This is a genomic window from Brevibacterium sp. MGP-B1, assembly GCF_057766545.1.
This window is the reverse complement of sequence record NZ_CM173407.1, coordinates 1,526,384-1,550,146: the sequence shown is the minus strand read 5'-3', so window position 1 is coordinate 1,550,146 and position 23,763 is coordinate 1,526,384. Positions and strand designations below refer to the sequence as shown.

General features: G+C 56.5%; 21 protein-coding genes. 8 read left to right on the top strand and 13 right to left on the bottom strand.

Annotated features, from left to right (window positions below; genetic code table 11):
• Window positions 1-751 precede the first annotated feature (751 nt).
• The 3 genes from AC3CD9_RS07160 to AC3CD9_RS07150 are packed head-to-tail and all read left to right on the top strand — an operon-like array spanning window position 752 to window position 5,125.
• The gene (locus AC3CD9_RS07160; protein ID WP_488367514.1) at window positions 752-1,987 is read left to right on the top strand and encodes a type III PLP-dependent enzyme domain-containing protein; all 1,236 of its coding nucleotides are present in this window, start codon (window positions 752-754) and stop codon (window positions 1,985-1,987) included.
• Window positions 1,988-2,032: 45 nt separating this feature from the next.
• Window positions 2,033-3,478, top strand: coding sequence for a Na+/H+ antiporter NhaC family protein (locus AC3CD9_RS07155; RefSeq protein ID WP_487488829.1), 1,446 nt, complete (start codon window positions 2,033-2,035; stop codon window positions 3,476-3,478).
• A gap of 3 nt (window positions 3,479-3,481) precedes the next feature.
• Window positions 3,482-5,125 carry an N-acyl-D-amino-acid deacylase family protein gene (locus AC3CD9_RS07150; RefSeq protein ID WP_488366987.1) on the top strand — a complete coding sequence of 548 codons (1,644 nt, stop codon included), beginning with the start codon at window positions 3,482-3,484 and terminating at the stop codon, window positions 5,123-5,125.
• A gap of 382 nt (window positions 5,126-5,507) precedes the next feature.
• Here AC3CD9_RS07150 and AC3CD9_RS07145 read toward each other — a convergent pair whose 3' ends face one another.
• From AC3CD9_RS07145 to dctP, 6 genes are read right to left on the bottom strand one after another with little or no spacing between them, the layout of a single operon-like run.
• On the bottom strand, window positions 5,508-6,230 hold the full coding sequence (locus tag AC3CD9_RS07145) for an IclR family transcriptional regulator (protein WP_488366986.1): 723 nt from the start codon (window positions 6,228-6,230) through the stop codon (window positions 5,508-5,510).
• Between the two features lie 47 nt (window positions 6,231-6,277).
• On the bottom strand, window positions 6,278-6,652 hold the full coding sequence (locus tag AC3CD9_RS07140; RefSeq protein WP_488366985.1) for a cupin domain-containing protein: 375 nt from the start codon (window positions 6,650-6,652) through the stop codon (window positions 6,278-6,280).
• A complete protein-coding gene (locus tag AC3CD9_RS07135) occupies window positions 6,649-7,836 on the bottom strand; it encodes a CaiB/BaiF CoA transferase family protein (protein WP_488366984.1) in 1,188 nt (395 codons plus the stop codon). Before AC3CD9_RS07135 ends, AC3CD9_RS07140 begins: the two co-directional genes overlap by 4 nt.
• On the bottom strand, window positions 7,833-9,125 hold the full coding sequence (locus AC3CD9_RS07130; RefSeq protein WP_488366983.1) for a TRAP transporter large permease: 1,293 nt from the start codon (window positions 9,123-9,125) through the stop codon (window positions 7,833-7,835). The genes AC3CD9_RS07135 and AC3CD9_RS07130 overlap by 4 nt, the downstream gene beginning before the upstream one ends.
• Complete coding sequence (locus AC3CD9_RS07125) at window positions 9,125-9,658, bottom strand: TRAP transporter small permease (protein ID WP_488366982.1); 534 nt, start codon at window positions 9,656-9,658, stop codon at window positions 9,125-9,127. The genes AC3CD9_RS07130 and AC3CD9_RS07125 overlap by 1 nt, the downstream gene beginning before the upstream one ends.
• Window positions 9,633-10,718, bottom strand: coding sequence for a TRAP transporter substrate-binding protein DctP (gene dctP, locus AC3CD9_RS07120; RefSeq protein WP_488366981.1), 1,086 nt, complete (start codon window positions 10,716-10,718; stop codon window positions 9,633-9,635). Before dctP ends, AC3CD9_RS07125 begins: the two co-directional genes overlap by 26 nt.
• Window positions 10,719-10,954: 236 nt before the next feature.
• On the opposite strand from dctP, the gene AC3CD9_RS07115 reads away from it, so the two are divergent.
• The 4 genes from AC3CD9_RS07115 to AC3CD9_RS07100 all read left to right on the top strand — a co-directional run bounded on the left by AC3CD9_RS07115 (window position 10,955) and on the right by AC3CD9_RS07100 (window position 14,637).
• The gene (locus AC3CD9_RS07115; protein ID WP_488366980.1) at window positions 10,955-11,668 is read left to right on the top strand and encodes a FadR/GntR family transcriptional regulator; all 714 of its coding nucleotides are present in this window, start codon (window positions 10,955-10,957) and stop codon (window positions 11,666-11,668) included.
• A gap of 28 nt (window positions 11,669-11,696) precedes the next feature.
• A complete protein-coding gene (locus tag AC3CD9_RS07110) occupies window positions 11,697-12,074 on the top strand; it encodes a cupin domain-containing protein (RefSeq protein ID WP_488366979.1) in 378 nt (125 codons plus the stop codon).
• A gap of 228 nt (window positions 12,075-12,302) precedes the next feature.
• Complete coding sequence (locus AC3CD9_RS07105; protein ID WP_488366978.1) at window positions 12,303-13,715, top strand: MFS transporter; 1,413 nt, start codon at window positions 12,303-12,305, stop codon at window positions 13,713-13,715.
• Window positions 13,716-13,740: 25 nt separating this feature from the next.
• Window positions 13,741-14,637, top strand: a complete 897-nt coding sequence (locus tag AC3CD9_RS07100) for a polysaccharide deacetylase family protein (RefSeq protein ID WP_488366977.1) — start codon at window positions 13,741-13,743, stop codon at window positions 14,635-14,637.
• Window positions 14,638-15,038: 401 nt separating this feature from the next.
• Here AC3CD9_RS07100 and AC3CD9_RS07095 read toward each other — a convergent pair whose 3' ends face one another.
• The 5 genes from AC3CD9_RS07095 to AC3CD9_RS07075 all read right to left on the bottom strand — a co-directional run bounded on the left by AC3CD9_RS07095 (window position 15,039) and on the right by AC3CD9_RS07075 (window position 20,240).
• Window positions 15,039-16,439 (bottom strand): aldehyde dehydrogenase family protein, encoded by a 1,401-nt coding sequence (locus tag AC3CD9_RS07095; RefSeq protein ID WP_488366975.1) that lies wholly within the window; start codon window positions 16,437-16,439, stop codon window positions 15,039-15,041.
• On the bottom strand, window positions 16,436-17,032 hold the full coding sequence (locus AC3CD9_RS07090) for a thiamine pyrophosphate-dependent enzyme (protein ID WP_488366974.1): 597 nt from the start codon (window positions 17,030-17,032) through the stop codon (window positions 16,436-16,438). The genes AC3CD9_RS07095 and AC3CD9_RS07090 overlap by 4 nt, the downstream gene beginning before the upstream one ends.
• Before the next feature lies 1 nt (window position 17,033).
• On the bottom strand, window positions 17,034-17,576 hold the full coding sequence (locus AC3CD9_RS07085; RefSeq protein WP_488366973.1) for a thiamine pyrophosphate-binding protein: 543 nt from the start codon (window positions 17,574-17,576) through the stop codon (window positions 17,034-17,036).
• 82 nt (window positions 17,577-17,658) lie between these two features.
• On the bottom strand, window positions 17,659-18,954 hold the full coding sequence (locus AC3CD9_RS07080; protein ID WP_488366972.1) for an Nramp family divalent metal transporter: 1,296 nt from the start codon (window positions 18,952-18,954) through the stop codon (window positions 17,659-17,661).
• A gap of 149 nt (window positions 18,955-19,103) precedes the next feature.
• On the bottom strand, window positions 19,104-20,240 hold the full coding sequence (locus AC3CD9_RS07075; RefSeq protein WP_488366971.1) for a mandelate racemase/muconate lactonizing enzyme family protein: 1,137 nt from the start codon (window positions 20,238-20,240) through the stop codon (window positions 19,104-19,106).
• A 374-nt stretch (window positions 20,241-20,614) separates the two neighbouring features.
• Here AC3CD9_RS07075 and AC3CD9_RS07070 point away from each other — a divergent pair, with 374 nt between their 5' ends.
• A complete protein-coding gene (locus AC3CD9_RS07070) occupies window positions 20,615-21,556 on the top strand; it encodes a LysR family transcriptional regulator (protein ID WP_488366969.1) in 942 nt (313 codons plus the stop codon).
• A gap of 138 nt (window positions 21,557-21,694) precedes the next feature.
• Here the strand turns inward: AC3CD9_RS07070 and AC3CD9_RS07065 are convergent, their stop codons facing one another.
• Complete coding sequence (locus AC3CD9_RS07065; protein ID WP_488366968.1) at window positions 21,695-22,621, bottom strand: ketopantoate reductase family protein; 927 nt, start codon at window positions 22,619-22,621, stop codon at window positions 21,695-21,697.
• Between the two features lie 53 nt (window positions 22,622-22,674).
• Window positions 22,675-23,598 (bottom strand): LysR family transcriptional regulator, encoded by a 924-nt coding sequence (locus AC3CD9_RS07060; protein ID WP_488366967.1) that lies wholly within the window; start codon window positions 23,596-23,598, stop codon window positions 22,675-22,677.
• Window positions 23,599-23,763: the final 165 nt, after the last annotated feature.

Below are 23,763 nucleotides of genomic sequence, written 5' to 3'. Positions count from 1 at the left end.
GGCAGTTTGGTGGCATGACGGTCATCGATGCTCTGGTCTGACGGGTGTTAGGATGCCGGCGCGCACGAAGACAGGATCGACGTGACGTCAATCCTGTAGTTCTCTCAGCAGGTACGACATTCGAAAGTGGTTCTGTCGAGGCAGCGCAGGACGATTATGGGCCCCAACGACAAGTTTCAACTGCTCACGCTGATCCTGTGTGTGGGCTTGAGCGGCCGGGCCGCTGAGGCATTGCGCCTCGTGGGCCTCGCCCAAGAGAAACTCGATGTGCTCCTGTGGCTCTTTGAGGCATACAGATCGAATAGTTTGTCTTGGCTCTTTCCCGCATCTCATGACGCCGACTGGCTCAGTCCCGCAAGTTGCACTGTAGCGCTAGCTGTGAAGAGGTCAGACCGTCTTTATGGAGAATGGTTGTCCACGCTTCCAGCCGCCGAAGAGAGTTGAATACTCCTTCCGCCTCGAATGCGAGTACATCTGGTATTCGGCCAGTTTGCCGCATCGGCCAAGATAGCGACTTTGGTGCTTTGGTTGTGACTTACGCACAATGAGATCTATCCAAAAGTGTGCATTCATTGTCGCTTCTATCATTCAACAGGTGCTTATGATTGGGATCATGCCAACAAGCTTTAGCACAACGCCGTGCCGACCTATCGATCCCAACCACGTTTCAAGGCGGATGCAGGCGATATTCTCGCTGGCGCAACAGTTCCCGGGCTCCGGCCTCCCGCATCTAGACGACGTAACTCCACTAGTGGGCTTGATCGATCTAGACCTTCTGGACGTCCTCTTCCAAGAACTTGACGCAGCTTTTAATATTCCGGGTACAGCTCTCCACGCGGTTGCTTGTAAAGCTGTACCGGTCAAGGAGCTACTTCAGAGATACGCTGACAAGGGGGCTGGCTGTGAGGTTGCGAGCAAGGGCGAACTTGCACTGGCCTTGGCATCTGGGTTCGCTCCGGACAAGATCGTCTTCGACTCACCTGCAAAGACCTGGACTGAGCTGAGGCAAGCGCTTGAGCTCGGAGTATCGATGAACATCGACAACTTCGAAGAACTTTGCCGGGTAGATCAAATACTGTCTGATCTGGATCATTTGTCGGCCCGTGAGGCTATGCCACCGATCGGTCTGAGAATCAATCCTCAGACGGGCTCTGGAGAAATCGAAGCACTGAGCACGGCCTCGACAACTTCGAAGTTCGGATTTGGACTATCTGATCCAGGTACCCGAGCTGAAGTCATTCGGACCTATTTGAACCGTCCTTGGTTGACACAGATCCACATACATTCGGGTTCTCAAGGGGTCAGCCTCCAACACGCTGCGCAAGGGATTTCGCAAGTCGTCGCACTCGCTCAAGAAATCAACGATCGATCTGCGCGCCGTGGCGGCAGTGAGAAGCAGATCAAGCGCATTGACATTGGGGGAGGACTTGCAGTCAACTTCGCCGGCGAAGAAATTACTCCTACTTTCGCAGACTATCGTAAGGCCCTCGTAGACGCTGTTCCTGAACTGTTCGGCTTCGACCTCGTGACAGAGTTCGGGCGAGCTCTCCTCGCCAAAACCGGAACGATGGTGACACGCGTTGAGTACGTGAAGTCGGCTGGTGATCGCAAAATCGCAGTTGCTCATGCGGGCGTTCAGGTGGCGACTCGAACTGCCTATGCGCCGAAAGATTGGCCATTGCGAATTCTGCCCTTTGATGCCGACGGTTCGCCGAAAGAACAGGGAGAACTGGTCGCTCACGATATTGCAGGACCCGCCTGTTTCGCTGGTGACCTTCTAGCACGAGACACAATGTTGCCGGCTCTTGAGTCTGGAGACATTGTGGCTGTGCCAGAAACTGGGGCGTACTACTTCAGCAACCACTTCTCGTACAACCTATTGCCTCGGATCCCAATTTACGGCTACAACGGCGATCGGGACCAACAATACGTACTTCTCAGGCGAGGACAGACCACTGAGGAGGTTCTTGCTGAGGCCTCCATCTAACGGACACTGATTGATACGTCATAACCCTTGATTTAGGAGAACTAAGTGAGCAACGAAGCTCTTCCCGATACACCAACTTCGAAGACGTCATCCAACGCATATGAGACGGCGCTAACGCCGGGCAGATCGAGGTTGATCTGGGTCATATCTTCGATTGGCGTTGTCCTCGCCGTTGTCGCAGCCTTCATATCCGATGGTCCGACGCTGTGGGGGCTTCTCCCAATTGTCCTCTACGCTGTATTGGCGATCCTTGGGATGGACATCGTCGTGGCGACTGTCGTCGCGGTGGTCGCAGGCATCATCATCTCCAAGATGGGAGCCATCGAGATCGGAGAGATGCTCGGTGAATCGTTGGCAGACCAGATCACGATCATCGGCCTCATCATCATGCTCGGTGCAGGTGTCGGCGAGGTTCTCAAAGTTACCGGTGTTGCTCAAAGCATCGTCTCGACCGTGATGCACGTGTTCGGACGAAGCGGCAAAAACATGATGGTCTTCGGCGTCATGGCCTCCTGCCTGATCCTGGTGGCGGCTCTCGGTACGCTGGCCGGTGCCATTGCGATCGCCGCACCGATTCTCCTCCCGATTACTGCTCGGCTTGGGTACACAAAGTCGGCTACGGCGTCGATGCTTTTCATCGGCGGTTGTGCAGGGCTTGCCCTCGCGCCGTTCGCAGGCTCGAATGTCGCGATCATGGAAGCGGCCGAGGTGAACTACGGACAGTACGTCCTTTACGGTGGCGGACCGATTGCCCTGCTCTCCCTGGTAGTCGGAGTGCCAGTGGTAGCGCTGATGCAGCGTTGGACGGCCAAAGAGAATGACTTCTATTCGGCCGAGGAAGTAGGAGAAGCGAAATCTGGTGAGACCCCCGGATCGCGGTTGCCGACGTTCGTCTTTCTCGCACTCTTAGCAGTATCTGTTGTCTTCGCCGCTGTCACGTCGGCCGGAACCACTTTCCCCCTTCTCGCTTTGCCTATCCTCGGTGTCGCCACTGCCATCGCAAGTCGGATGAGAGTAGCGGACATCGTCTCCACCATCTATCGAGGATGCTCGCAGGTCATCAGCATCTTCATCCTTTTCTGGTTGCTAGCGGCCCTCTTCATCATTATCGACAAGTTGGCTCCGTTCGACGTCGTCATGGACCTATTCGGCGCACAGCTCGAATCTGCGTCCCCGTTCGTCTTCACGATCATCATCGCTCTACTGGGCTGGGTCGGCGTACCTGGAGCTACTGCGGCGCAGGTGGTTCTGCTCGACAAGGTATTCGGCGACCTCGGAACTACGCTCGGCGTGAGCGCCGGCTCGTGGGTCATTGTGCTTCTCTTCGCATCGAAAGCTGACACTTACGGGCCATTCCCCAACGGAAACATGGTGGGAGTCATGGGACTCGCCCGGTCAACGAACCTCCGCAACATGCTGTTCACAGGATGGATGCTCCTTGTCCCCGCTTGCATCATGTACTTCCTCATCCTCTTCGTCGAAACGAGGTAAACAATGTTTGATCTTCTCATTACCAACGCACACATCATCGATGGCAGCGGACGTCCGGGATTCCATGGGGAAGTCGGAATCCGCGACGGAAGAATCGTCCATGTCGCCGACACCTTCGAGGCTGCTTCTGGCGAGGCGGAGTGCGAAAGGCCGCAAAGCCATATCGATTCGCTGGACGAGTCACGGGCGCGTCGAACAATCAATGCTCACAACCAAGTGCTTGCCCCTGGCTTCATCGATCTGCACTCGCACTCTGACTTCTCAGTCATGGCAGATCCGGCAGCGGAGACACAGCTTCTTCAAGGAGTGACCACCGCACTTGTCGGAAACTGCGGGTCCTCGCCATTCCCAGCACGGTCAGTTGCTCAGATCCAGCGCGACAATGCCCACCTCGACGCAGAATTCACCGCCGAATGGACTGGAGCTGAGGGATTCGCAGAGGCAGTGCAAACAATCGGACCAGGCATCAACATTGCCCTGCAAGTCGGATTGTCGAGTATCCGCTCGTACGTGATGGGACCGATCGACGCCGTTCCGGACACGGCCCAATTGGCAGAGATGAAGGCACAGGTCGCGGAGGCGGCCTCAGCGGGAGTATATGGGTTCTCTAGCGGACTCATCTACGCTCCAGGAATGTATTCTCAGCCGAACGAAGTAGCTGCACTTGTAGCGGAAGCTGCAGGGGCCGACCTGCTCTACTCGACGCATATGAGGAACGAGTCCCACAGTCTTCTCTCCGCGGTCGACGAAGCCATCGAAGCGGCCACTGCGGCCGGAGCCAGGTTGGAGATCTCCCATCTCAAAGCGATGGGGCCGGAGAACTACGGCTCGCCGGCTCTCGCGTTGAAACGGATTGAACGAGCACGAGAGGACGGACTCGATGTCAAAGCCGATGTCTATCCATACACAGCCTCAAGTACAAGACTCACCTCGAGACTGCCCGGATACGCGATGGACGGTGGGCAAGAGGCACTGTTGGAACGACTCGCTGATCCGATGACGCGGTCGAGGATTGCAAGCGATATGGCAGCTCGATTTGGAAGAGACATCGATCCTGAGGGAGTCGTTATCTCTGCTCTCGGAAACGGGGACAGTGATGACGACAACACATGGGCGATCGGGAGCTCCATCGCGCAGATCGGTAGAGCAGAGGGTTGCAACGCAGAAGAAGCTGCAATGCGTGTCCTCGCAGCTCACGGGGCCTCTGTCGGGATTGTCAACCACGCGATGGATCCTGCCGATGTCTCGAAGGTGCTTTCTCATCCGCTCGTCTCGGTCGCGAGCGACGGTTGGACACTGAAGCCCGAAGGGGAAGGTATGCCGCACCCCCGTTCGTTCGGAACATTCGCCAGGGTACTGGGCAAGTATGTGCGCGACGAGGGCCTGATCACCCTGGAAGAGGCTGTCCGCAAGATGACCAGTCAACCAGCCGAACGGATGAGGTTGGTCGATCGCGGTCTAGTCGCGCAGGGAAACATTGCTGACCTGGCAATATTCGATCCTGACACAGTCCGTGAAAACTCGACGTATGACGATCCTTGGCAACTTGCAAGCGGAGTTTCGACAGTACTCATCGGGGGCGAGTTTGCGGTATTCGACGGTACGGTCACAGCGAATCGGCACGGTGAAGTACTGAGGAAATGCTGACTTCGAATGCGTGTTCATCGATGACTAGTTATTGATGGATGGGGTGACGTGAAAGTGGTCTGAGAAACACGATTTTCTCATGCCATGCGAATCGCATTGTTTTGATTCTCATGTCGAGTGTGAACTGTCTGCATGAACCAAAAAATAGACAGCGCAGTCATTGGACAGCTTGCCGACACGGATGGAAACTATCGACGGGGAGCTGTGCTCGTCAACGCAGAACAAATCGGCGACGTGATATTCGGAAACGACCCACTCGCGGGCGACGGCTTCAGGACTGGGCGCATGTCCGACGGGTTGAGGGAGTATTTCGCAACATCGTGAAGAGCAGTTCACTACTGGATCCCGGAAGAATGGTCGAAACGATAGGGGCCTTCATTGACTAGGTGAAACTCCACACGTCGAGGCCACTGCTGCTGATGGCCGACCGAGCAGTACTGACCATTTCTTCAATATGGGGCCGCATCCGGACGTTTGGGCCGCCGACCGTAATGGCTGCGGCCAAGGAGGATCCGATCTTGAGCCCGAGGGCGAATGCGGACACATCAGCGACTGTTTCGCCGATGTTGAGGCCGTAGCCTCTTTTACGCACTGATGTGATCTCGGCTTCAAGGGTTTCTGCCTCGAGATCTTCTGACGTCAAGACATGCATCTTGAGCTCTGGAGTCTCAGACGCTGCCAATAGAATCTTGCCGGCACTTGTGGGCCAGAGTGGGCGGCGGGTGTGCATCTCGGGGTTGTAGCCGATCCGCTGGTTGGAAGGGACCGAGTGGACGTAGGTCAGTTCGTGATCGAGGAATACTGCGAGGGTGATGGTTTCACCGAGCTTGCTCCCGATGGTGTTCATCACTGGTGCAGCAAGTTCGACGAGGGAAGTCGCCTGGGATGCCAACAAGGTATGAGCGCCCAGACCGAAGACAAAGTGTCCAGCTTCGTTTTCCTTCAAGTAACCCTCGGCTTCGAGTCCGCGCACGAAGCCGTAGACGGATGACTTCGGAGCGTCCAGATGTCCGGCGATCTCAGAAAGAGATGCGCCGTTGGGGGAACGCACGACGAACTCGAGGATGCCGACGACACGGCTGACTGTCCGGTGCTTCTCAACCATGACGCCAGCCTAGATGACGCACTCGGCTGCATGTCGACGTTTCATGATTATTCGATCGTGTCGTCGGCTGCAAGGGCGGGGTAGTACACGTTGATGAGCTCCAGTGGCTCTGTTGAGAGGACTTCAACATGGTGAACGACGTCGGTCGGGATCAGCACTGAGTCGCCTCCGCCCAGTTCGAGGGTTTGTGCGCCGAGTTCGACTGAACAGCGACCCGAGAGGATATGGAGGAATTGGGTACTCTTCAGATGGCGGTGGGGGAGTGCAGATCCGCCGTGCTCGATCGTTCCGCGTACGACAGAGACTTCTCCGTTGGCATCGTCGCCAGGCAAGAGCCTGAGATTTGATGTCAAAGTGTGGCGCGGCGGTGTGTAGGCCTTGAGTTCCTCGCCGACATAGTGCTTGATCGATTCGCTGGTCATTTGTTTCTCCTTTGTTTGATGAGAGTCATGATGCCCTCGCGATCTCCGTCAGCCGACGAAGCCACATTGACTGGCTGCAGTGGTGACTCTGAATAGCCGACGTTCGGCGTGGTTCGCCAGTAGGTGCCTTCTGTGGGGTGATCGACTCGTTCCACAGTCCCGCGTCGTCTGAGATATTCGTCGTCGACGAGGTCTTCGATCCTGTTGAGTGCTTGGGCCGGAATGTCGTGGTCGTGGCAGAGTTTGATGACTTCGCTTGTCGAGCGGTGCGCGGCGAATTCGGCGATGAGGGCCTGTGTTTCTTCGACGTGGGCGTTGCGGTCGCGATTCGTTGCATAAGGCACAGCTCCGTCCGCGACGGTTGGATCGTCAAGGGCGAGGAAAGTTTGCCACTGTCGGTCGTTGTAGGGCAGCACACAGACCCATCCGTCTGTGGTGCGGTGTGGTCGTCGAGCCGGATTGATTGTTCGGTGCCAGCCAGCGTCTCCCAGTGGGGGCTCGAACGTGTAGTCGTTGAGCTGTTCGACCATGTTGAAGTCGGACATCACATCGAACATGGGAACATCGACCCACTGCCCGAGCCCGGTGATATGGCGGCGGTGGATCGCAGCGAGTCCGGAATAGACCATCGACAGGGCGCAGACTTTGTCGGCGACGACATACGGAGCGTACTGTGGCCGGCCCAATGATTTGCGATAGACATCGCTGAGACCACTGGCTGCTTGAATGATGTCGTCATACGCGGGCCGGTCACGTTCTGGACTGTTCGAAGAGAATCCTTGCGCCGTGATGAGAACACATTGCGGGTTGATCTCAGCAACTGAGTCCCAGTCGAAACCATATTTCTGACGCTGTCGCGGAAGGTAGTTGGTGACGATGATGTCCGCGATACCGATGAGGTCGTTCAGCGTACGTTGGTCCTCAGCGCTTGAGAAGTCGAGTGTGATGTTCTTCTTTCCATCTCCGAGGCTGAGCGCGGCAGCTGACATCCCGGGGTTTCGAGATTGGCCAGACCGGCGGATCACATCTCCGCTGGGAGCTTCGATGTGAATGACCTCTGCGCCGAGCTTGGCGAAGAGCCGTCCGGCCAAGGGTCCCATAATGACCGTGGCGATCTCGACGACTATCAGTCCGTCGAGCGGCCCCTTGACCTGAGCATTCTGCACGGGATGTGTGTGGGTCATAGACTTCCCATCATTTCTGGCAGTAAGAGGACGATTTGCGGAAAGGCGAAGAGCAGGACTCCGACGGCCAGAATCGCGAAGACGAACGGAACACTGCCACGGAAGACATCCTCGACCGGCATTCTGGCCGCTTGAGCGACGACGAAGACATTGAGGCCCAGCGGGGGAGTGATCAGCCCGATTTCGGCCAGCAGAATGACGACGATTCCGAACCAGATCGGGTCGAATCCTAGTTCTGTCACGACCGGCAGAGTCACCGGTACGGTCAGCGCGATGATCGCCATCTGGTCCATGAAGAAGCCGAGAATCAGGTAGCCAAAGGCGATGATTGCGATGACGACGATCGGAGCAACAGGCAGCGCCGAAAGGGAATCGACCAAATGAGGTGTCACCTGCGATTCGGTGATGAAATGTCCGAAGACGTGGGCAGCCATGATGATCGTCAGGATCATGATCGATGAGCTCAGCGCCTCTGCGAACGATTTCGTCAGGTTCGCCCACGTGAGCTTCTTCTTGCCGAGCATCAGTCCCAAAGCACCTAGACATCCGACTGCGGCGGCTTCGGTTGCGGTCGTTACACCGAGGAAGACAAGGCCGACGACGAGGATGAAGAGCGCAGCAATCGGCAAGAGGCCGGCAAGACTGAGGAACTTCTCACGCCCAGTGCTGGATTCGCCTCGTGGTGCTGATGAGGAGTTGAACGTGATCAGAATGGTGATCGTGATGACTAGTGCCACTGCCACGAGGAGGCCAGGGATGATCCCGGCGATGAGGGTGGGTCCGACTCCGGCTTCGGCTGTGATGGCGTAGAAGATGAGGAGCACGCTGGGTGGGATCATGGCCGCCAGTGTTCCTGCTGCGGCCACGACTCCGGCGCTGAGGCGGTTGTTGTAGCCCTGGCGAATGAGTTCGCCGGTTGAAGTATGAGCAAGAGTCGCTGCCGCGGCGGTGGATGATCCCGAGACCGCAGCGAAGATTGCTCCGGCTCCGACAGCGGCGTGTGCCGTTCCGCCGCGCATGCGGCCGACGAGGACCTTTGCCGAGTCGAACAGGCTGGAGAGTGCACCGCTGTGGAGGACGAACTGCGCCATGAGGATGAACAGGGGGATCGCTGCCAACGAATTGTTGCTGACCGCGCTTTGCGGGATCGTCATCAGTACACCGATGACATCGGCTGGACCGCCGAGTGCCAACAGGCCGATGATGCCGCTGATCAGGATGGTGAAGGCGATCGGTATCCGGAGCAGGATGAGGGCCAGCAAGAGTGCTGTGATGGTGAGTACAAGCATCAGGCTGCACCGCCTTTGAGGAAGGTCTTGGATTCCAGGAGAATGACGACAGCGGTGAACAGGCTCCCGAGCGGGAGGAATGCCTGCCAGATCCAGCTGTAGATCGGTAGCTGGGATGACAGCGGCGGTGGAATGTCTCCGTGTTTGAGTGCTTCGAGCATTGTGATCGTCCCAGCGATAGCCAACGCGGCGATTCCCACGAATACGACGATGAGGCTGAGCCATCGTGCGGCCGACTGCACTTTGGCAGGAAGGTGCTCATATAGCATGTCCGCAGCGACGTGTGCGCTGACTGCGTAGCCCCATGGCATGCCGAGGAAGACGATGGCAGGCAGTAGAACTTTTTCGATGAACGAGACGTTCCACCCCAGCGGGCTTCCAGCGAAGTATCGAAGCACGACCTCAGTGAGCATAAGCACTGTGATCAGCGCTAGCGCGACGATCGCACACCATTTTGACGTGGACACGATCGCTCGGTGGGTGTTGCCGTAGCGATGAGTGTAGTGGTCAGGAGTTTGATCGATTTCGCTCATTCGTGGTCACCGCCTTCTCGAATTCGGTCAATACTTCGGTTCCGGGGAGGCCAGCCGAATCGAGGCTGGTAGCCCAATCAGACTTGGCCCGACTCAGTTCATCAGTCCACTGATCTTTGGCATCGCCAGTGATTGGGACGAGCTCGACGCCGGCGTCTTTCATCAGTGATTCGGCTTCGGACTTTTCCTTGTTGAGGCCAGCGCACAATGATTGCTGAGCCTGAGCGGCAGCGTCAGTGACTTTGTCTTGTTCCTGCGAGCTAAGACCATCCCAGGTGCGTTCACTGATGACATACGGGATGCCAACAGAACCGAGGTTGAGGCCCTTGGTCGAGTATTTGGCGACCTGCTCGAGGTTGTAAGAGAGCACGCTGACGAACGGCATGGCGGTTCCATCGACGGTGTTACGTGTCATCGCCTCGTAGGTATCGGCCGCCGACATGCTCACCGCCGATGCCCCGATTGTCTCCATCGTGACGTCGAATGCACCACCCGAGGAGCGGAGAAGCAGTCCACGCACGTCAGCGGGATCTTCGACCTTGGTTTTGCTCGTCATCACTTCGTATCCGGGGATGATTGAGACCCAAAGCGGTCGAAGTCCGCGGTCTTCGTATTCCTCTTTGTAGAGGATGCCGTCCTCATCGAGGAGGTCCATCATCGAATCGGAGGCAACGCAGGCATCTGTCGTCATCATGGGCAGGTCGCCGACGCTGGACAGCGGAAGTTTGTCTTCCAGATAAGCAGCTGATGCCGGGCCGATGTCGATGTTGTCAGTGGAAATGAGAGAGGCAAGATCCTCGGCGTTCCCCATCTGACCAGACGGGTAGTACTCGGTGTCGATGCCGTCTCCTTTGAGTTTGTCGAGGAAGACGCTGACACCGTACTTGCCGAACGGGTGCTTGGGAGAATACGAGTCAGCCAGGCTGAGTGTTGGATTCCCCGATCTCTCCACTGGTGCACAGCCCGCAGTCGCAGTGACCGCCAGCAACATACCGGCCGCTAAAGGGAGCAATGAGCGTTTGAGCCTTGGGCGCGTGCCCGAGCTTTTGTATCGCGACATGACCTCACTGTCTTTCGCATATAGAAACGGTAGTTCGTATATCCGAAGAACAGCGTATGCGGAGTTCGCCTTCCGAGTCAAAGGTTGTCCTTGGGGTTCGAATGCAATCGGGCGCAGGGCACCTCAGCTGCTGGGCAATTCCATCTCCAGCGTTATCGAGGCCTCTTGACAGGTTGCTTCCGTTTCACTCATTTGCGCTATTGACGATTACTGCAGCTCAGGTCTAACCTCTGTATATGAAGTCATCGGACCAATCGCGCAAGACGGCGCAGCCGAAGCGACGATACATTCCAATCGCGCAGGATCTACTGCGAGAGATTCAGGCCGAAGACGGCCGGACGGAAAAGAAACTGCCATCGGATCGAGACCTTGCCGAACGCTATAACGCCTCCCGGAGCACCGTTCGCGAGGCAATCTTCGCCCTCGACATGATCGGGGTCATCGATGTCCGTCACGGGGACGGCACCTACATCTCGACGAGAGTCGAGCGCCTGCAATCGTCCGAACAGTTCCAATACGGTGCACGCCCGGAACATGTCATCGATACGCGTTTGGTCATCGAGCCGAGCATCGCCGGAGAGCTCGCCGGCAGCCATGCCGCTATCGACGGAGCACGAAAGGTTCACGAAAACGCCGGAGCGATCCTCGAAGTCGACGAGAACGTACCGGAGTTCACTCAACTCGCGCTCCAGTTTCATCTCGAACTCGCCGCTGCTCTCGACAATCAGCTGCTGGGAGAGCTCGCCTACGAAGTCATCTCCATCGACAATCAGCCACTTTGGGCACTGATCAACCAGCTCTCACTTCAAGATGTCGATCATCGGCACCGGCTCTACGAAGAACATCAGCAGGTTCTCGACACAGTTGCTGATGGAGATATCGACCTTGCCTACGCGACCATGAAAACCCACCTGAGCAGGAACAAGTCACGAATCCTGCCTCACTCCTGATTGCATTCACAACACAAGAGGAGGTTCGATGACGAACCAGAAGTACCAGCCCGTTCGGGCTTCTGCCGGACTAGACCCGAGTTCGGGGCAGGTCGGCGAATCTGCGATGCTACTCAGCGACATCAACGTTCCCGAAATCAGCCAATGCCTGGGCGTTGCGGCGGTGAACGCAGGTGAGCCAGCCACGGCCGAACTCGCTCACAGCACGGCGGAAGTCATGTTCGTAGCTGAAGGGCGAGGCGAGCTGATCACGTCCGAGGGAACTGTGGAGTTCTCCAAAGGCGACGCGATCTACATCCCGGCAGACCTTAAACATGCGCTGCGTAACACGGGGGAGTCGGTTCTCGTATCGGTCTTCAGCTTTCCCGCCCCCAACAGACCAGCAGACAGCACCACACCACACTGAAGTCTTCTCCTCCGCGGAGAAGCGCCACACCTGATCAGTGCGGGGGATCCGCACGAGATCGCAACGATTGATGGCCGCGCCAGTGGTTGTCAGAATTCACAGACTGCCGGGACATCGAAAGAAAGTTCCGGTCCCGAATAGCGAACCTGCCAGTTCGCTATTCGGGGAACCCCGGATACCGCCGGGGAGGATATATCGCATTCAACTGAATCGAACGATGGAGTTCTCATGAACACGACATACCACGATAAGAATCATAGTCGATTAGGCGACATAGTCGACGGAATCAAACTGACGAAAGTCCATTACCTCGCGCTGCTGCTGGTCGTGACCGGCGGACTCTTCGAGGTCATGGAACAGCTCATCCTTGCCTCACTTGGCCCGTCACTGCAGGAAGCATTCGGCGCGTCGGCCCAAGACATCGCCCTGCTGTCGACCGCGACCCTACTGGCCATCGCCGTCGGCGGAGTCACTGGGGGATACCTCGCTGACCGAGCGGGCCGCCGTGCGGTTCTCGCCGTCAGCGTCGGCATCTATTCTTTCGGATCAGTCGTCGCAGCTTTCTCGATGAACTACGAAATGCTCACCGTCGCCCGCATCATTACGGGGATCGGCGTCGGCGGTGAGATCGCCGTCGGACTGACCTACTTATCAGAGCTGACGCCCACCCGCATTCGCGGACTGTTCGTCTCTCTGTTCAACACGATCTCCGCTGGCGTCGGCATGTTCATCGCGTTCGCCTACACAATCTTCGTTCTCGGACCGTTTGCCGCGATGATCTCAGCCGGAGATGAAGCGTGGCGATGGGCATTCGGCCTGCTTGGCATCCCCGCAGTGCTCGTCTTCTTCTTCCGCCGCTATCTCCCCGAGACGCCACGGTTTCTGCTGGAAAAGCACCGGACGTCAGAACTCAACGCATCTCTGACGCGACTCGAGCAGGGCAAGATGCGTTTGAGAACTGCGGGCGAAGCGGTCGAGTACTTCAGCGCCGCGGAAGTGGATGCTGCTTCCGCTGAGGTCTCGGAAAGCGGTCGAGTCTCCGACTTGTTCATCTCCGGGCAGCGCAAGCGCACCATCGGTCTTTCGATCGTGGCGTTCCTCGCCTGGGGCGCTCAATTCAGTATCTTGCTCGTCATGCCACTGCTCCTCGTCGAGCGCGGCTACTCGATCAGCGGCAGCCTGACCTTCACGATGGTCCAGAACATCGGCGGATTGCTCGGCGCGATCCTCGCTTCGATCGGTGCCTATTCGTTCCCACGCAAACGTATGATCGCCATCGGTTCAGTTCTAGCGGCTGTAACGATTATCCTCTTCGCGTTCTTCGCCACGAGCCCCTTCCTAATCATGCTCCTCGGATTCCTGTTCAACTTCAGCGTCATGGTCGTCAACACGACGATCTGGACCTGGTCGCCTGAACTCTTCCCGACAAAAATCCGCGGACTGGGCACCTCAGTCGTCGTCAACATCGGCTTCATTGGCGGAGCCCTGATCCCGCTGGCTGCGTCAGCGCTGTTTGAGAACGTCAACGAGTACATGACCTTCGGCATCGTCGTCATCATCTATATCGGCATTTTCATTATTTCTCGTGTTGTCACGGAGACGCACAACCGTTCATTCGAGGAACTCGACCCTACCGACTGACCCCACCGAACTCCTAGGAGAAACCATGAATAACGAATCCTATGGCCCGATCCGCGATCTGGTCGGCTACGGTGAGAACCCACCACACCCCCAGTTCCCCGGCGGGGCCAATGTGGCCGTCAACCTTGTCGTCAACTACGAAGAGGGATCCGAGTACAGTCACTTCCTCGGCGACGGCGAGAACGACTCGATCGCGGAAGTCGCCTACCCGTTCCCAAGCGAAGTCCGTGATCTGGCGACCGAATCAATGTACGAATACGGTTCTCGAGTGGGCGTGTGGCGTCTGCTGAGATTGTTCGAGGAGTTCGGTATCAATGCCACTTTCTTCGCCTGCGCACGTGCGTTCGAGATGAACCCGGATGTCGCCACTGCCGCGCGTCAGCTCGGCCACGACCTCGTCTCCCACGGTTACCGCTGGGAAGAGCACTGGCGGATGACGCGCGAGGAAGAAGCGCAGCGCATTCATGATGCTGTCGAATCATTTAAAACCACCTGGGGGTCGGCACCCAATGGGTGGTACTGCCGCTACGGTCCCTCCGTGAACACGCGTGAACTCGTCGTCGAGCACGGTGGCTTCCTCTACGATTCAGACGCCTACAACGATGACCTCCCGTACTTCACCGAAGTACAAGGAGAGCGCCATCTCGTCGTTCCATACTCGTTGACGTACAACGATATCCAGGGGACGAAAGCTCCAGGCGACTTTTTCGAGTTCGCTCGCCGCGGTTTCGACGAACTGTGGCTTGAAGGGGAGCGAGGCGCTCCGAAGATGATGTCGGTCGGACTTCATCCGCGTCTCATCGGACAGGCGGGACGGACGAACGCCCTGCGAGAGTTCATTGAGCACTGTCAGGCCAAGGGTAAGGTCTGGTTCGCGCGCCGAGATGATATTGCCAACCTGTGGATGGAGCAGTTCGGCTGACGTATTCGGCCGTCTGTGCCGACGGTATCTGAACCGACACCGTCGGCACAGACTTTACATTCTTGGCCGACAAATCCAGTCAGAGGACAGGGGAAGAGGCGGACGCCTATTGACCGAGTTGACCAGGCGACATCGAACAGTGGCCACCGCAGCGAACACCGCTTCCAAAGTCGCTCTCAAACGGGCGGGCCCGTCTGCCCATGTTTTGCCAGTAGCGAATCAAGTACTGTCTGTTGATCATCTGTGAAAACTCGGCGTCGTAGTTTGGCCGTTACGTCTCTAACGTGACATTTGGAATGGTCAATCATCGAAAGAACTCTAGACCAATCGGTCGAAGTCGGTTGCTTTTGGCATACCTCTCGCGCCGAGACTAGATTTCGATTGTTGCCATCCGCGGGTTTTCAGCTACCAGTAGACGTGACTCGCACTGCTTGAATGTTGGCAAACTCGGCTATGCCATAGTCAGCAAGTTCACGTCCGTAGCCGCTGGCTTTGATTCCTCCGACGGGCAAACGAGGGTCGGACGCGGAGATTCCGTTGATGAACACTGATCCGGCTTTGATTCGAGCTGCGACTCTTTGGGCGCGTGTTTCATCACTGCTCCACACCGCGGAACTTAAACCGTATTGAGTGTCATTGGCGATCGCCACGGCATCTTCCTCAGTTTCATAGAAGGTCACAGCACCGAGTGGTCCGAAGGTCTCTTCCCTTAACAGCGGGGAGTCTGAACTTTGTACTTCCATCAGGATCGGCGCGAACCAAGCGCCCGGTCCAGCCGGATGTGTAGTTTCCCCGAGCACCAGATCGCCCAAGGCCACCGCTCGACTTCTTTGATCATTTAAGTGGTTTAACAGGTCGTACCTAGCAATAGGACCAACTTCGACCTTTGGATCCATGGGATCACCCACCGACAATTCTTGCAAGTGTCGGTCGAGAGACGCGACAAATTCGCTTCTCTGTTTTCTTGGTACCAGTATGCGTTTTGCCGCAATGCACGATTGCCCATTATTGAGGAACCGCGACTTTACTGCGGCCTTGGCCGCGCTCTCGACATCTGCGTCATCGAGAACGATGAACGGGTCGGAGCCGCCGAGTTCAAGAACACATTTCTTCAGAGCAGCACCAGCTGCTTGCGCAACCAGGGCACCAACCCGCTCACTGCCAGTGAAGGTAACAGCGGCAATTCTGTCGTCCCCGATTGTCTCCGAAGCACGCTCTCCTGGCAGAACTACTGTGTTCATGATTTTGCTTCCGAATGCTTCTCGGAACGCATCTTGTATTGAAAATGCGCATCCGGTTACAGACTCTGCATGTTTGAGCACGACGACATTGCCGACTGCGATTGCTGGCAACATTGCGCGTACCACCTGCCACCACGGATAGTTCCACGGCAAAATCGCGAAGATCACACCGAGAGGACGTAGGTGCACAGCCGCGCGGTCGGGAGTGACTTCGATGTCGCGTGGTTTCAGCATCTCGGGTAGGTGAGTCGCGTAGTACTCGCATGCGTTGATGCATTTGTCGATCTCACCGTGAGCCTGAGTTGTCGGTTTTCCCATTTCGCGAGTGATCTGGGTGGCGAACTCGTCGCGCTGTCGCGACAAGATGGCGCTTAGCCGACGTATGCCTTCGACGCGTTGCGTCACGGTAGATCGTTTGAACTGTGCAAATGTTGCGGTTGCTTCGTCCAAGATCTCAGAGAGTTCCTTAGGGCCTGTGAACTCGAATTCGTCAATGATATTGCCGCTGGTCGGATTGATGGTTTGTATCCCTGCGCCGATTTTGAAGTTTGTACCAGTCACGCGTTGACCTCAGTCCCCTGTCCCAGGCGGTGAGTGAACCACGCCTGAAAGCGATTTGTTATCGTCACCGGATCGACCAGCAGCTTCGGCACATCGGTGGCGTTGCCTGGCTCAATTCTCATGTGGAGGAATGTCGGCCCGGCTGTGTTTAGTAGACGGGCGTACTCGCTTCTGAAGCTAGCCTCATCGTCTGCTCGTCCCACTGTCCAGCCCGATGCTTCTGCGATCGCTCCAAGGTCCACGCGATCGGCGTATGTGGGTATGTCTGCGGTCGACCCATATACCTGATTGTCGAGAAGAATGAGAAAGAGCCTGTTCGGGGAAAGGAAGCCGCCTGTCGGCAATACGTTGGGATTCATGAATAGCGAACCGTCTCCCTCAAGACCAATCACCTTTTGAACATCAGATCCTTTGGCCGCAATAGCCAGTCCGGTCGCAATAGATCCGACGAGTCCCATTGAATCGAGTACGTAGAAGTGATTGTCTCGCGTTTCACCGGCAGCCAGTTCGCGGCTCGTGGCCGCGCACGTCACCACCAGGGGGAGATCAGCGGTGAGTTCGTTAATCAACTGGAGAGCTTGATATCTTCTCATTTCAGGCGACCTTTCCATCCGTGTTCCAGAATGATCCAAGTACGATGACTGGGCGGTACGTCATCTTCGCGTGGTTGCCGGCCTCGGAGACCGTGTCTTCCCAGTCTTGGGCAGAAGATCTCCTGTCGAGTTCAATGACGGGCAGACCCAATCTGCGGAGCAAGTCGGGGACTGGCTGGCTGACGGAATGAATCATCGAGTTGTATTCGCCGAGGCTCCCCCTGGTATTGGCAAAGATGAGCATTGGCAGGTGGTAGGAGATGGAGAAGGTGGTCAGCGCTGTGATGTTATTGCCGAAACCGTTGTCCTGCATAACGACGGCCCCAAATTTACCCGCAAGGGGGAGAGCGCCAATGACTCCGACTGCTTCTTCCTCGCGGGACAGCGGGTTGACATGAGACGATCGTCCATTATTTCCCCCATCAAGTTCTACAAGATGATCAATGACCGGGGCGACCGTAACCGAGGGAATGTAGCCGATCTCGTCGACTTGTGAGTTCCATATTCCCTGAGCTGCCGCCTGTGCGTAAGTGAGAGAGCTCATTGGTGCCTTTCTGATAGCAATGGGTGCTTCAGCTTTATGCTTTGTTGCCTCGTTCTACTACTTGTTGGCTTCTGCATCCGGACTAGACCGCGCCTGTGACAGCGAGAATGCCGAAAGCGACAAAGAACAGCCCGCTTATCGTTAGGAAGGCATTTGAAAGTATTCCGTTCCGATGCCCTTTTGCCAGACCCTGTTTGTTCATGAACCACAGCAGTGAGGCTGCCAAGAAGGGGAAGAAGATTGCGCCGAGCGCCGAGTAGATAATGACAAGTAGGACGGGCCGGTCAAAGACCAAGAGGACCATTGGTGGGAAGGCGATGAAGACGAGGAAGCCTCGAGCCCAGATGCCTTTTGGGTTGAGTATGGCTGCGGCCTGTTCTCCTGTTGCCTTCTTGACGATTCTGATGAAGTCAGCAAACAGGTGACTACTGCCGTCCCAGACTCCGAAGATCGTACTTGTAGCCGCGGCCCAGAAACCGATGAGGAACATCACCCTTGCCACGTAGCCGACCCGCTCCTGTAGCGGCTGAACCAGTGTCACTAATCCTTCGGAGCCACTGATGTTCAGACCCGTGCCGAAAAGTAGTCCCGAGCCAATCAGCATCATCGCCAGCATGAAGATTCCAGTTGCGGCATAACCAATTGTGAGGTCTGTTCGCATCATCGGGATCCATTTCGGGCTGGTCCAGCCGCGTTCCTTCACCCAATACGGATAGAAGGCCAATGACTGCGACCCACCGATGCCACCGATGAGCGCCAGAATAGCCAACGAAGCGCCATCCGGAATGTTCGGGATCAGCCCGGTGCCCAAAGCGGTGTAGTCCGGTTCCGTCAGGAATGCTAGAGCAATGACCGTGATGAACATGAGGCCGATGAGAACTCCCATGACCTTCTCGAAGAGTCCATAGCGGCCCACCCACACCAGAACGAATCCCAGTAACGAATGCAGTATTGCCCATGCCCATAGCGGCATAAGACCGGGGAAGAGCGCCGACATAGCAAGTCCTGCTGCGGAGCAGATTCCAGCAGCAGTGATGAAGCTGGCAAGGAAGAAGAAGACCATGAAGTATCCCGAAGCCGCTTTGCTCCATTCGTGCCATGCCTCAAGCACTGTCTTGCCGGTCACCATGAACAGTCTTCCTGTCGCCTCACTGAGCGGGAACTTTATGACTGTGCCCAGAATGATTGCCCACAGCAGCAGGCCACCGTAATTCGTTCCTGCGTTGAGGCCGTTAACCATATCGCCAGCCCCGATTCCTGTGGCGGCGATGATTAGTCCAGGTCCAACGTGTCTGAGCTGTCGCCAGCCTTGTGGCGGCTCGCTCCTACTCGACGGGCGCAGTTCTGTGCGGTTGTCGTGAGTTTCAGGATGCGTCATTACATGCCTTTCAACTGAAATGGATTAAGAGGATAGCTCTGGCGTTCGAGGCGCGCTGTGGCATGTGTCGACCGCATTGCGTCCGCCACCCTTGCCTTGGCCTCAATTCGGTCGATGCTCCGGCACAGACTTGTTCAATCTGACTCAGCTCACTTCACCTCGTACCGAGCGATCTTGTCTGTATCGAATTCCCATCCGAGTCCTGGTCGGTCAGGAACGATGACGTTTCCGTCCTTGAACTCAAGTCGACTTTCTGGCGTCATCAGTTCCTCCATGTTGTAAATGCCCTTGGCCTTGGCGAAATGTTCGACTACTAGGCCGTTCTCCGCTGAGGCGACCAGATGGACGTGAATATTCGCGTGCCAATGCGGTGCTACGGGGACGCCAAACGACAACGCGGTGCGGGCGATTGTCACCCATTCGGTAATGCCACCGACAACTCCCGCGTCAGTCTGGAGAATAGATGCAGCTTCCTGCTGTAAGAGTTGCAGGAATTCGTGTCGTGTCTGGTGGACTTCACCTGTGGCTATTGGAGTATCGACTGATCGACTTATACGAGCGTGGCCAGCAATATCATCCGGCGTTAGGGGCTCTTCCATCCACCAGAGTCCGTGGCCCTCAGTCGCGGCCTCCAGCGATCGCGTGGCGTGAATTGCTTCAGCTGGAGTTTTGTAGGCGTTGTTCGCGTCTACTGCCAAGCGCTCATTGGAGTCCAACACAGAGATTGCTGCTTTGATGCGTTCTGCATCTTCCTTGACGGAGGTACCGCCGACTTTGATCTTGTGGTCTTTGAACCCTAGCGACTTGTTGAATTCGATTTCTTCGCGAACTGTTTGGGGCCTGTCGGTATCTTCAGCCTTGTAATATCCGCCCGAGGCGTACGCCGGCACCGGACCTGTGTGTCCTCCGAGCATGGATGCCAAAGGCAGACCAGCTCGCTTTGCTGCAAGATCCCAAAGCGCTGTATCAATTGCCGCGATGCAGCGGACGAGAATTCCTCGGCGGCCCTGCATGAGCCCTTCCTGATACAGACGTGCGTACAAGCCTGAGGTGTCAGCTGGGTCTCCACCGATAATCGTCGATGAGAGGACATCGTCGATCAGTTCGACGGCTGACTTGGCACCTGCCGTTCCAACATACGACAGTCCTTCACCAACGCACTCGGATTCGGAATCTCGGATCTGAACGATGACGTAATCTCGTTGGTTCAATTTTCGGGTTGATTGGCTGATGTCGACAGAGACGGGGACACGTACTCCCCGTGCTGATACCGATGTGATGGCCATTCGATTCCTTTCTTGATGTGCAGCCAGGTGCGACTGGCGACTCATTGACGGCCGTTGTGGCCTCTTAGTTCAAGATGAAGCTTGCTTGAACAGGTGTCGGATCGGTCCGACCGTTTCCTCGGACGTTCTGGTTAAAGTTGAATCGTTTCCATGGAGTAGACAACTTGGACTTGGACCGCCTGAGCGTTGGACCCGTCGCTCATGTGAAGAACTGTTACCTATTCCCTCAGGGCCTCGTCTAATGCAAGTAGATGCCTCTGATTTTCTTTTGCATCCAGAGCCCCCTCGACATCGACACTAAGTGAGCCTGCTCACCGTCGTCCAATGCCAAAACCTGCTACATGTCATAACATGTATGTAATAGGAGGCGATTAATGGAAGAATCACTGCGGTATCTGAGAGCTATCATCGACCAGGGAAATCTCACCCGCGCGGCCGAGTCCCTCTTCATTAGCCAACCGGCATTAAGCCGCTATCTATCCCGTTTAGAGCGATCTGTGGGTGTCGTTCTGATCGATCGGACAAACCAGCCGTTGGAACTGACGCCTGAGGGACATCGCTATTACGAGTACCTCGTGGCGGTAAATCGGCTTCGCTCGCGAATGGAAACAGATCTGGCTGATATGGGCCAGCTCGCTGGCGAGTCTGTTCGTTTGGGGGCCACGACATGGCGGTCAGAAATCCTACTACCACGTGCCCTTCCGGCAATTTTGCGGCATCACCCAGAGTTGCAGATTAGCTTCTTTGGATTGTCAAATGCGGACTTGATGGGACTGGTCAGGTCCAAGAATCTTGATCTGGCTGTGATGTCAGCTGTGCGTGCAGGGGTCGGTGTCGATTTTCACAAGATAACCGAGGAAGAAGTTGTCGTCGCCGGCGAAGTTCTCAAATCCCTTGGGGACCATGCTGGTTCCTTTCGATCGGGTAGTTGTGTGCCAGCGGCGAAGCTAAAGCCGATATTGCAAAGCCAGCGACTCATTTTGATGCACGCTGATCATAACCTCGGTGCAATAGTGGCTGACTTCCTAACACGCCTCGGTGTGAAGCCGAGAAAGGTGATCCGGGGTAGCAGTGTGAGCGCCGGCGTGCAGCTGTCCGCTCATTCGGCTGGGCTCACGTTCGTACCGATCCAGGCGGTGATCCGCCAGGGGTATCCAAATGTCCCCTTTGTCCGGATTGCAGAGGCCGATCTCGTGCAGACTGTTGGATTGGCGTGGCCGTCAGATGCTAAACCTCGTGGCAGGGTTGCCGAGCTCGCCAGTGTTCTTGAAGAAGAGTTACTTCTCGAGCATGCGGAGTATCAGAATCTGCTTTGATGGCCCTTCTCGGGCCCAGACTGTCGGCTCGGTTGGTAGCCCCTATCGAATGAGTTCGACGATCTCCTTTCTGTCGCCCGAAACCAAATTCGACGAGACCTAGCTTTTGATCTGCGTTATAACTTTCAGCCGTTTGGTCTAGAGAGTTGTCTCCCATGCTTTGACGAGATTGACTACCGTCGAATTGACAGGAGTCGGCACCCCGGCTTCTGCGCCGAAGCGGACGACGGAACCGTTGATCACGTCGATCTCACCTTGGGAACCCCGCAGTGCGTCGAGGAGCATGGAGGGCTTCGCGTCAGGGATGTTTCCTGCGAGCGTACGCACGTGGTGCACCGGGTCGGTGATCTGGATTGGGACTTCCAGTGCTTGTGCGACAGCGAACGCTTCCAAGAGGCAAGCCTTAGAGACCTGCCAGGCGTTTTCGTTTGTCATCATGTCGCCAATGGTGAGCTTGTTGAGTACTCCAGGGCCGGAGAATGCGACATTCATGATCAGCTTTTCCCAGATGACACGGGAAGGGTCGCGTAGTGAGGTGGCGTCGAAGCCCGCGGATCGCCAGATCTCGACCACTTCGTCGACTTCAGGCATCGGCAGATCTGAATACGGAGAGAAGCGGACTAATGCCATTCCGTTGTGATGGGCGTGTCCTGGTTCGGGTAGCGATGCACCGAATCCGCCCACGACCCCTAGGCATAGTTGAGATTGCGGAAGATGCGGAGCGACGAGATCCATCGATCCGACTCCATTCTGGATCGACTGGACGACTGTGTTCCGACCGACCAATGGTGCTGTATCGAGCGCTGCTTGCTCAACGTCGTAGGCTTTCGTGGCGATGACAATCAGGTCGAAATCGGCGGCGAGCCTGTCGGCCGTCGTGCTGACCGAGTCGAGTTGGACCGTGCGGTCTCCGCTGGCACCGCTGACTCTTAGGCCATGATCCGCGATTGCATCTATGTGGTCAGCTGCCAGCCCCACTCCGTGGACTTCGTGGCCGGCGCTCTTCATCAGCGCAGCGTAGACCGATCCGAGTGCTCCTAGTCCCATGATGAGTATCTTGGCCATAGTGTTCTCTCCTTTGAGTGGTGGGCGGGTCTTTTGAAACGCCAGTATGGTGCTTAGTCGGTGTAGTCGACGAAGTCGGCCGCCGACTTCACCCGCTTTGGGATCTCCTGCTGCAGGAACTCGGTGAAGCGCCTGGCGCGTAGCGGGAAGTACTCGTTATTGGGAAAGGCGAGGTATACGTCTGATCGAATGGTCGGCACATTCGGCAGTATCGGGACCAGTTGGCCGCTTTCCAAGAACCTGCGGACGTTCCAAATCGAGCGCATTGCAATTCCGTGCCCGAGAACTGCCCATTTGGTGACTGTGTCGCCGTCATTGCATCGCAACGGCCCACGGACCCGGACCGGTATGACGACGCCATCGAGCTCGAACTTCCACAGAGTGAAGTCGGGCTCATGCTCATTGAGAATGATGCAGTCGTGGTCAGGTAGCTCAGAAACTGAGCTCGGGTAGCCTCTGCGATTGACGTAGTCGGGTGACGCGCAAAGTACCCGACGGTTAGTCAGGAGCCTGCGGTAAGTCAGTTGAGAGTCTTTTGCTGCGCCGACTCCGACGAGCATGTCGAAATGAGTGTTCTCCAGGTCGAATGGGTCGCCTGAGAGCTCTAGATGAATCTCGATATTCGGGTACAGCGTGTGAAAGTCCGCCACCAACTCAGACAGGTGCGTGCGCCCGAATCCCAAAGTGCCGAACACAACGAGAGTCCCACGTTCGCTGTCGACGCTGTTGGAGATGTCGGCGTGTAGTACGTCGGCCTCATGCACGATGCGTCGAGCGCCCTCGAAATAGCGCAGGCCCTCGCTGGTCAATAGCATCTGACGCGAGGTGCGTTTGATCAACTGGACGCCGAGTCGGTTCTCCAATTGTGTGAGCCGCCTGCTCACTGCTGACACCGACATTCCCATTGACCTGGCCGCTGCAGTCAGGTTCATCTCTTCGCCGATCGTGGCGAAGAACTGGAAATCGTCGACTCTCACGGTCCCAGTCTAGGTAGAGACCGTTCAACATTGGTCGGATCATCATTGCATTCTGATCAAGCCTGAGTTGATTCGAACGGCGGGTGAAACGACTGATTTCGCTGTTAGATTCGTGGCCAAGCGAATCAAAGCATCGTCGGGATCCCCTCTAGTACGGGCCCGACG

Bases quoted from the DNA above. Each gene is read 5' to 3' on its own strand.
- AC3CD9_RS07115 (WP_488366980.1), top strand. From the start codon at position 10,955: ATGAAGTCATCGGACCAATCGCGCAAGACGGCGCAGCCGAAGCGACGA.
- AC3CD9_RS07090 (WP_488366974.1), bottom strand. From the start codon at position 17,032: ATGAGAAGATATCAAGCTCTCCAGTTGATTAACGAACTCACCGCTGAT.
- AC3CD9_RS07065 (WP_488366968.1), bottom strand. From the start codon at position 22,621: ATGGCCAAGATACTCATCATGGGACTAGGAGCACTCGGATCGGTCTAC.
- AC3CD9_RS07150 (WP_488366987.1), top strand. From the start codon at position 3,482: ATGTTTGATCTTCTCATTACCAACGCACACATCATCGATGGCAGCGGA.
- AC3CD9_RS07080 (WP_488366972.1), bottom strand. From the start codon at position 18,954: ATGACGCATCCTGAAACTCACGACAACCGCACAGAACTGCGCCCGTCG.
- AC3CD9_RS07140 (WP_488366985.1), bottom strand. From the start codon at position 6,652: ATGACCAGCGAATCGATCAAGCACTATGTCGGCGAGGAACTCAAGGCC.
- AC3CD9_RS07075 (WP_488366971.1), bottom strand. From the start codon at position 20,240: ATGGCCATCACATCGGTATCAGCACGGGGAGTACGTGTCCCCGTCTCT.
- AC3CD9_RS07125 (WP_488366982.1), bottom strand. From the start codon at position 9,658: ATGAGCGAAATCGATCAAACTCCTGACCACTACACTCATCGCTACGGC.
- AC3CD9_RS07100 (WP_488366977.1), top strand. From the start codon at position 13,741: ATGAATAACGAATCCTATGGCCCGATCCGCGATCTGGTCGGCTACGGT.
- AC3CD9_RS07135 (WP_488366984.1), bottom strand. From the start codon at position 7,836: ATGACCCACACACATCCCGTGCAGAATGCTCAGGTCAAGGGGCCGCTC.
- AC3CD9_RS07070 (WP_488366969.1), top strand. From the start codon at position 20,615: ATGGAAGAATCACTGCGGTATCTGAGAGCTATCATCGACCAGGGAAAT.
- dctP (WP_488366981.1), bottom strand. From the start codon at position 10,718: ATGTCGCGATACAAAAGCTCGGGCACGCGCCCAAGGCTCAAACGCTCA.
- AC3CD9_RS07110 (WP_488366979.1), top strand. From the start codon at position 11,697: ATGACGAACCAGAAGTACCAGCCCGTTCGGGCTTCTGCCGGACTAGAC.
- AC3CD9_RS07105 (WP_488366978.1), top strand. From the start codon at position 12,303: ATGAACACGACATACCACGATAAGAATCATAGTCGATTAGGCGACATA.
- AC3CD9_RS07085 (WP_488366973.1), bottom strand. From the start codon at position 17,576: ATGAGCTCTCTCACTTACGCACAGGCGGCAGCTCAGGGAATATGGAAC.
- AC3CD9_RS07130 (WP_488366983.1), bottom strand. From the start codon at position 9,125: ATGCTTGTACTCACCATCACAGCACTCTTGCTGGCCCTCATCCTGCTC.
- AC3CD9_RS07145 (WP_488366986.1), bottom strand. From the start codon at position 6,230: ATGGTTGAGAAGCACCGGACAGTCAGCCGTGTCGTCGGCATCCTCGAG.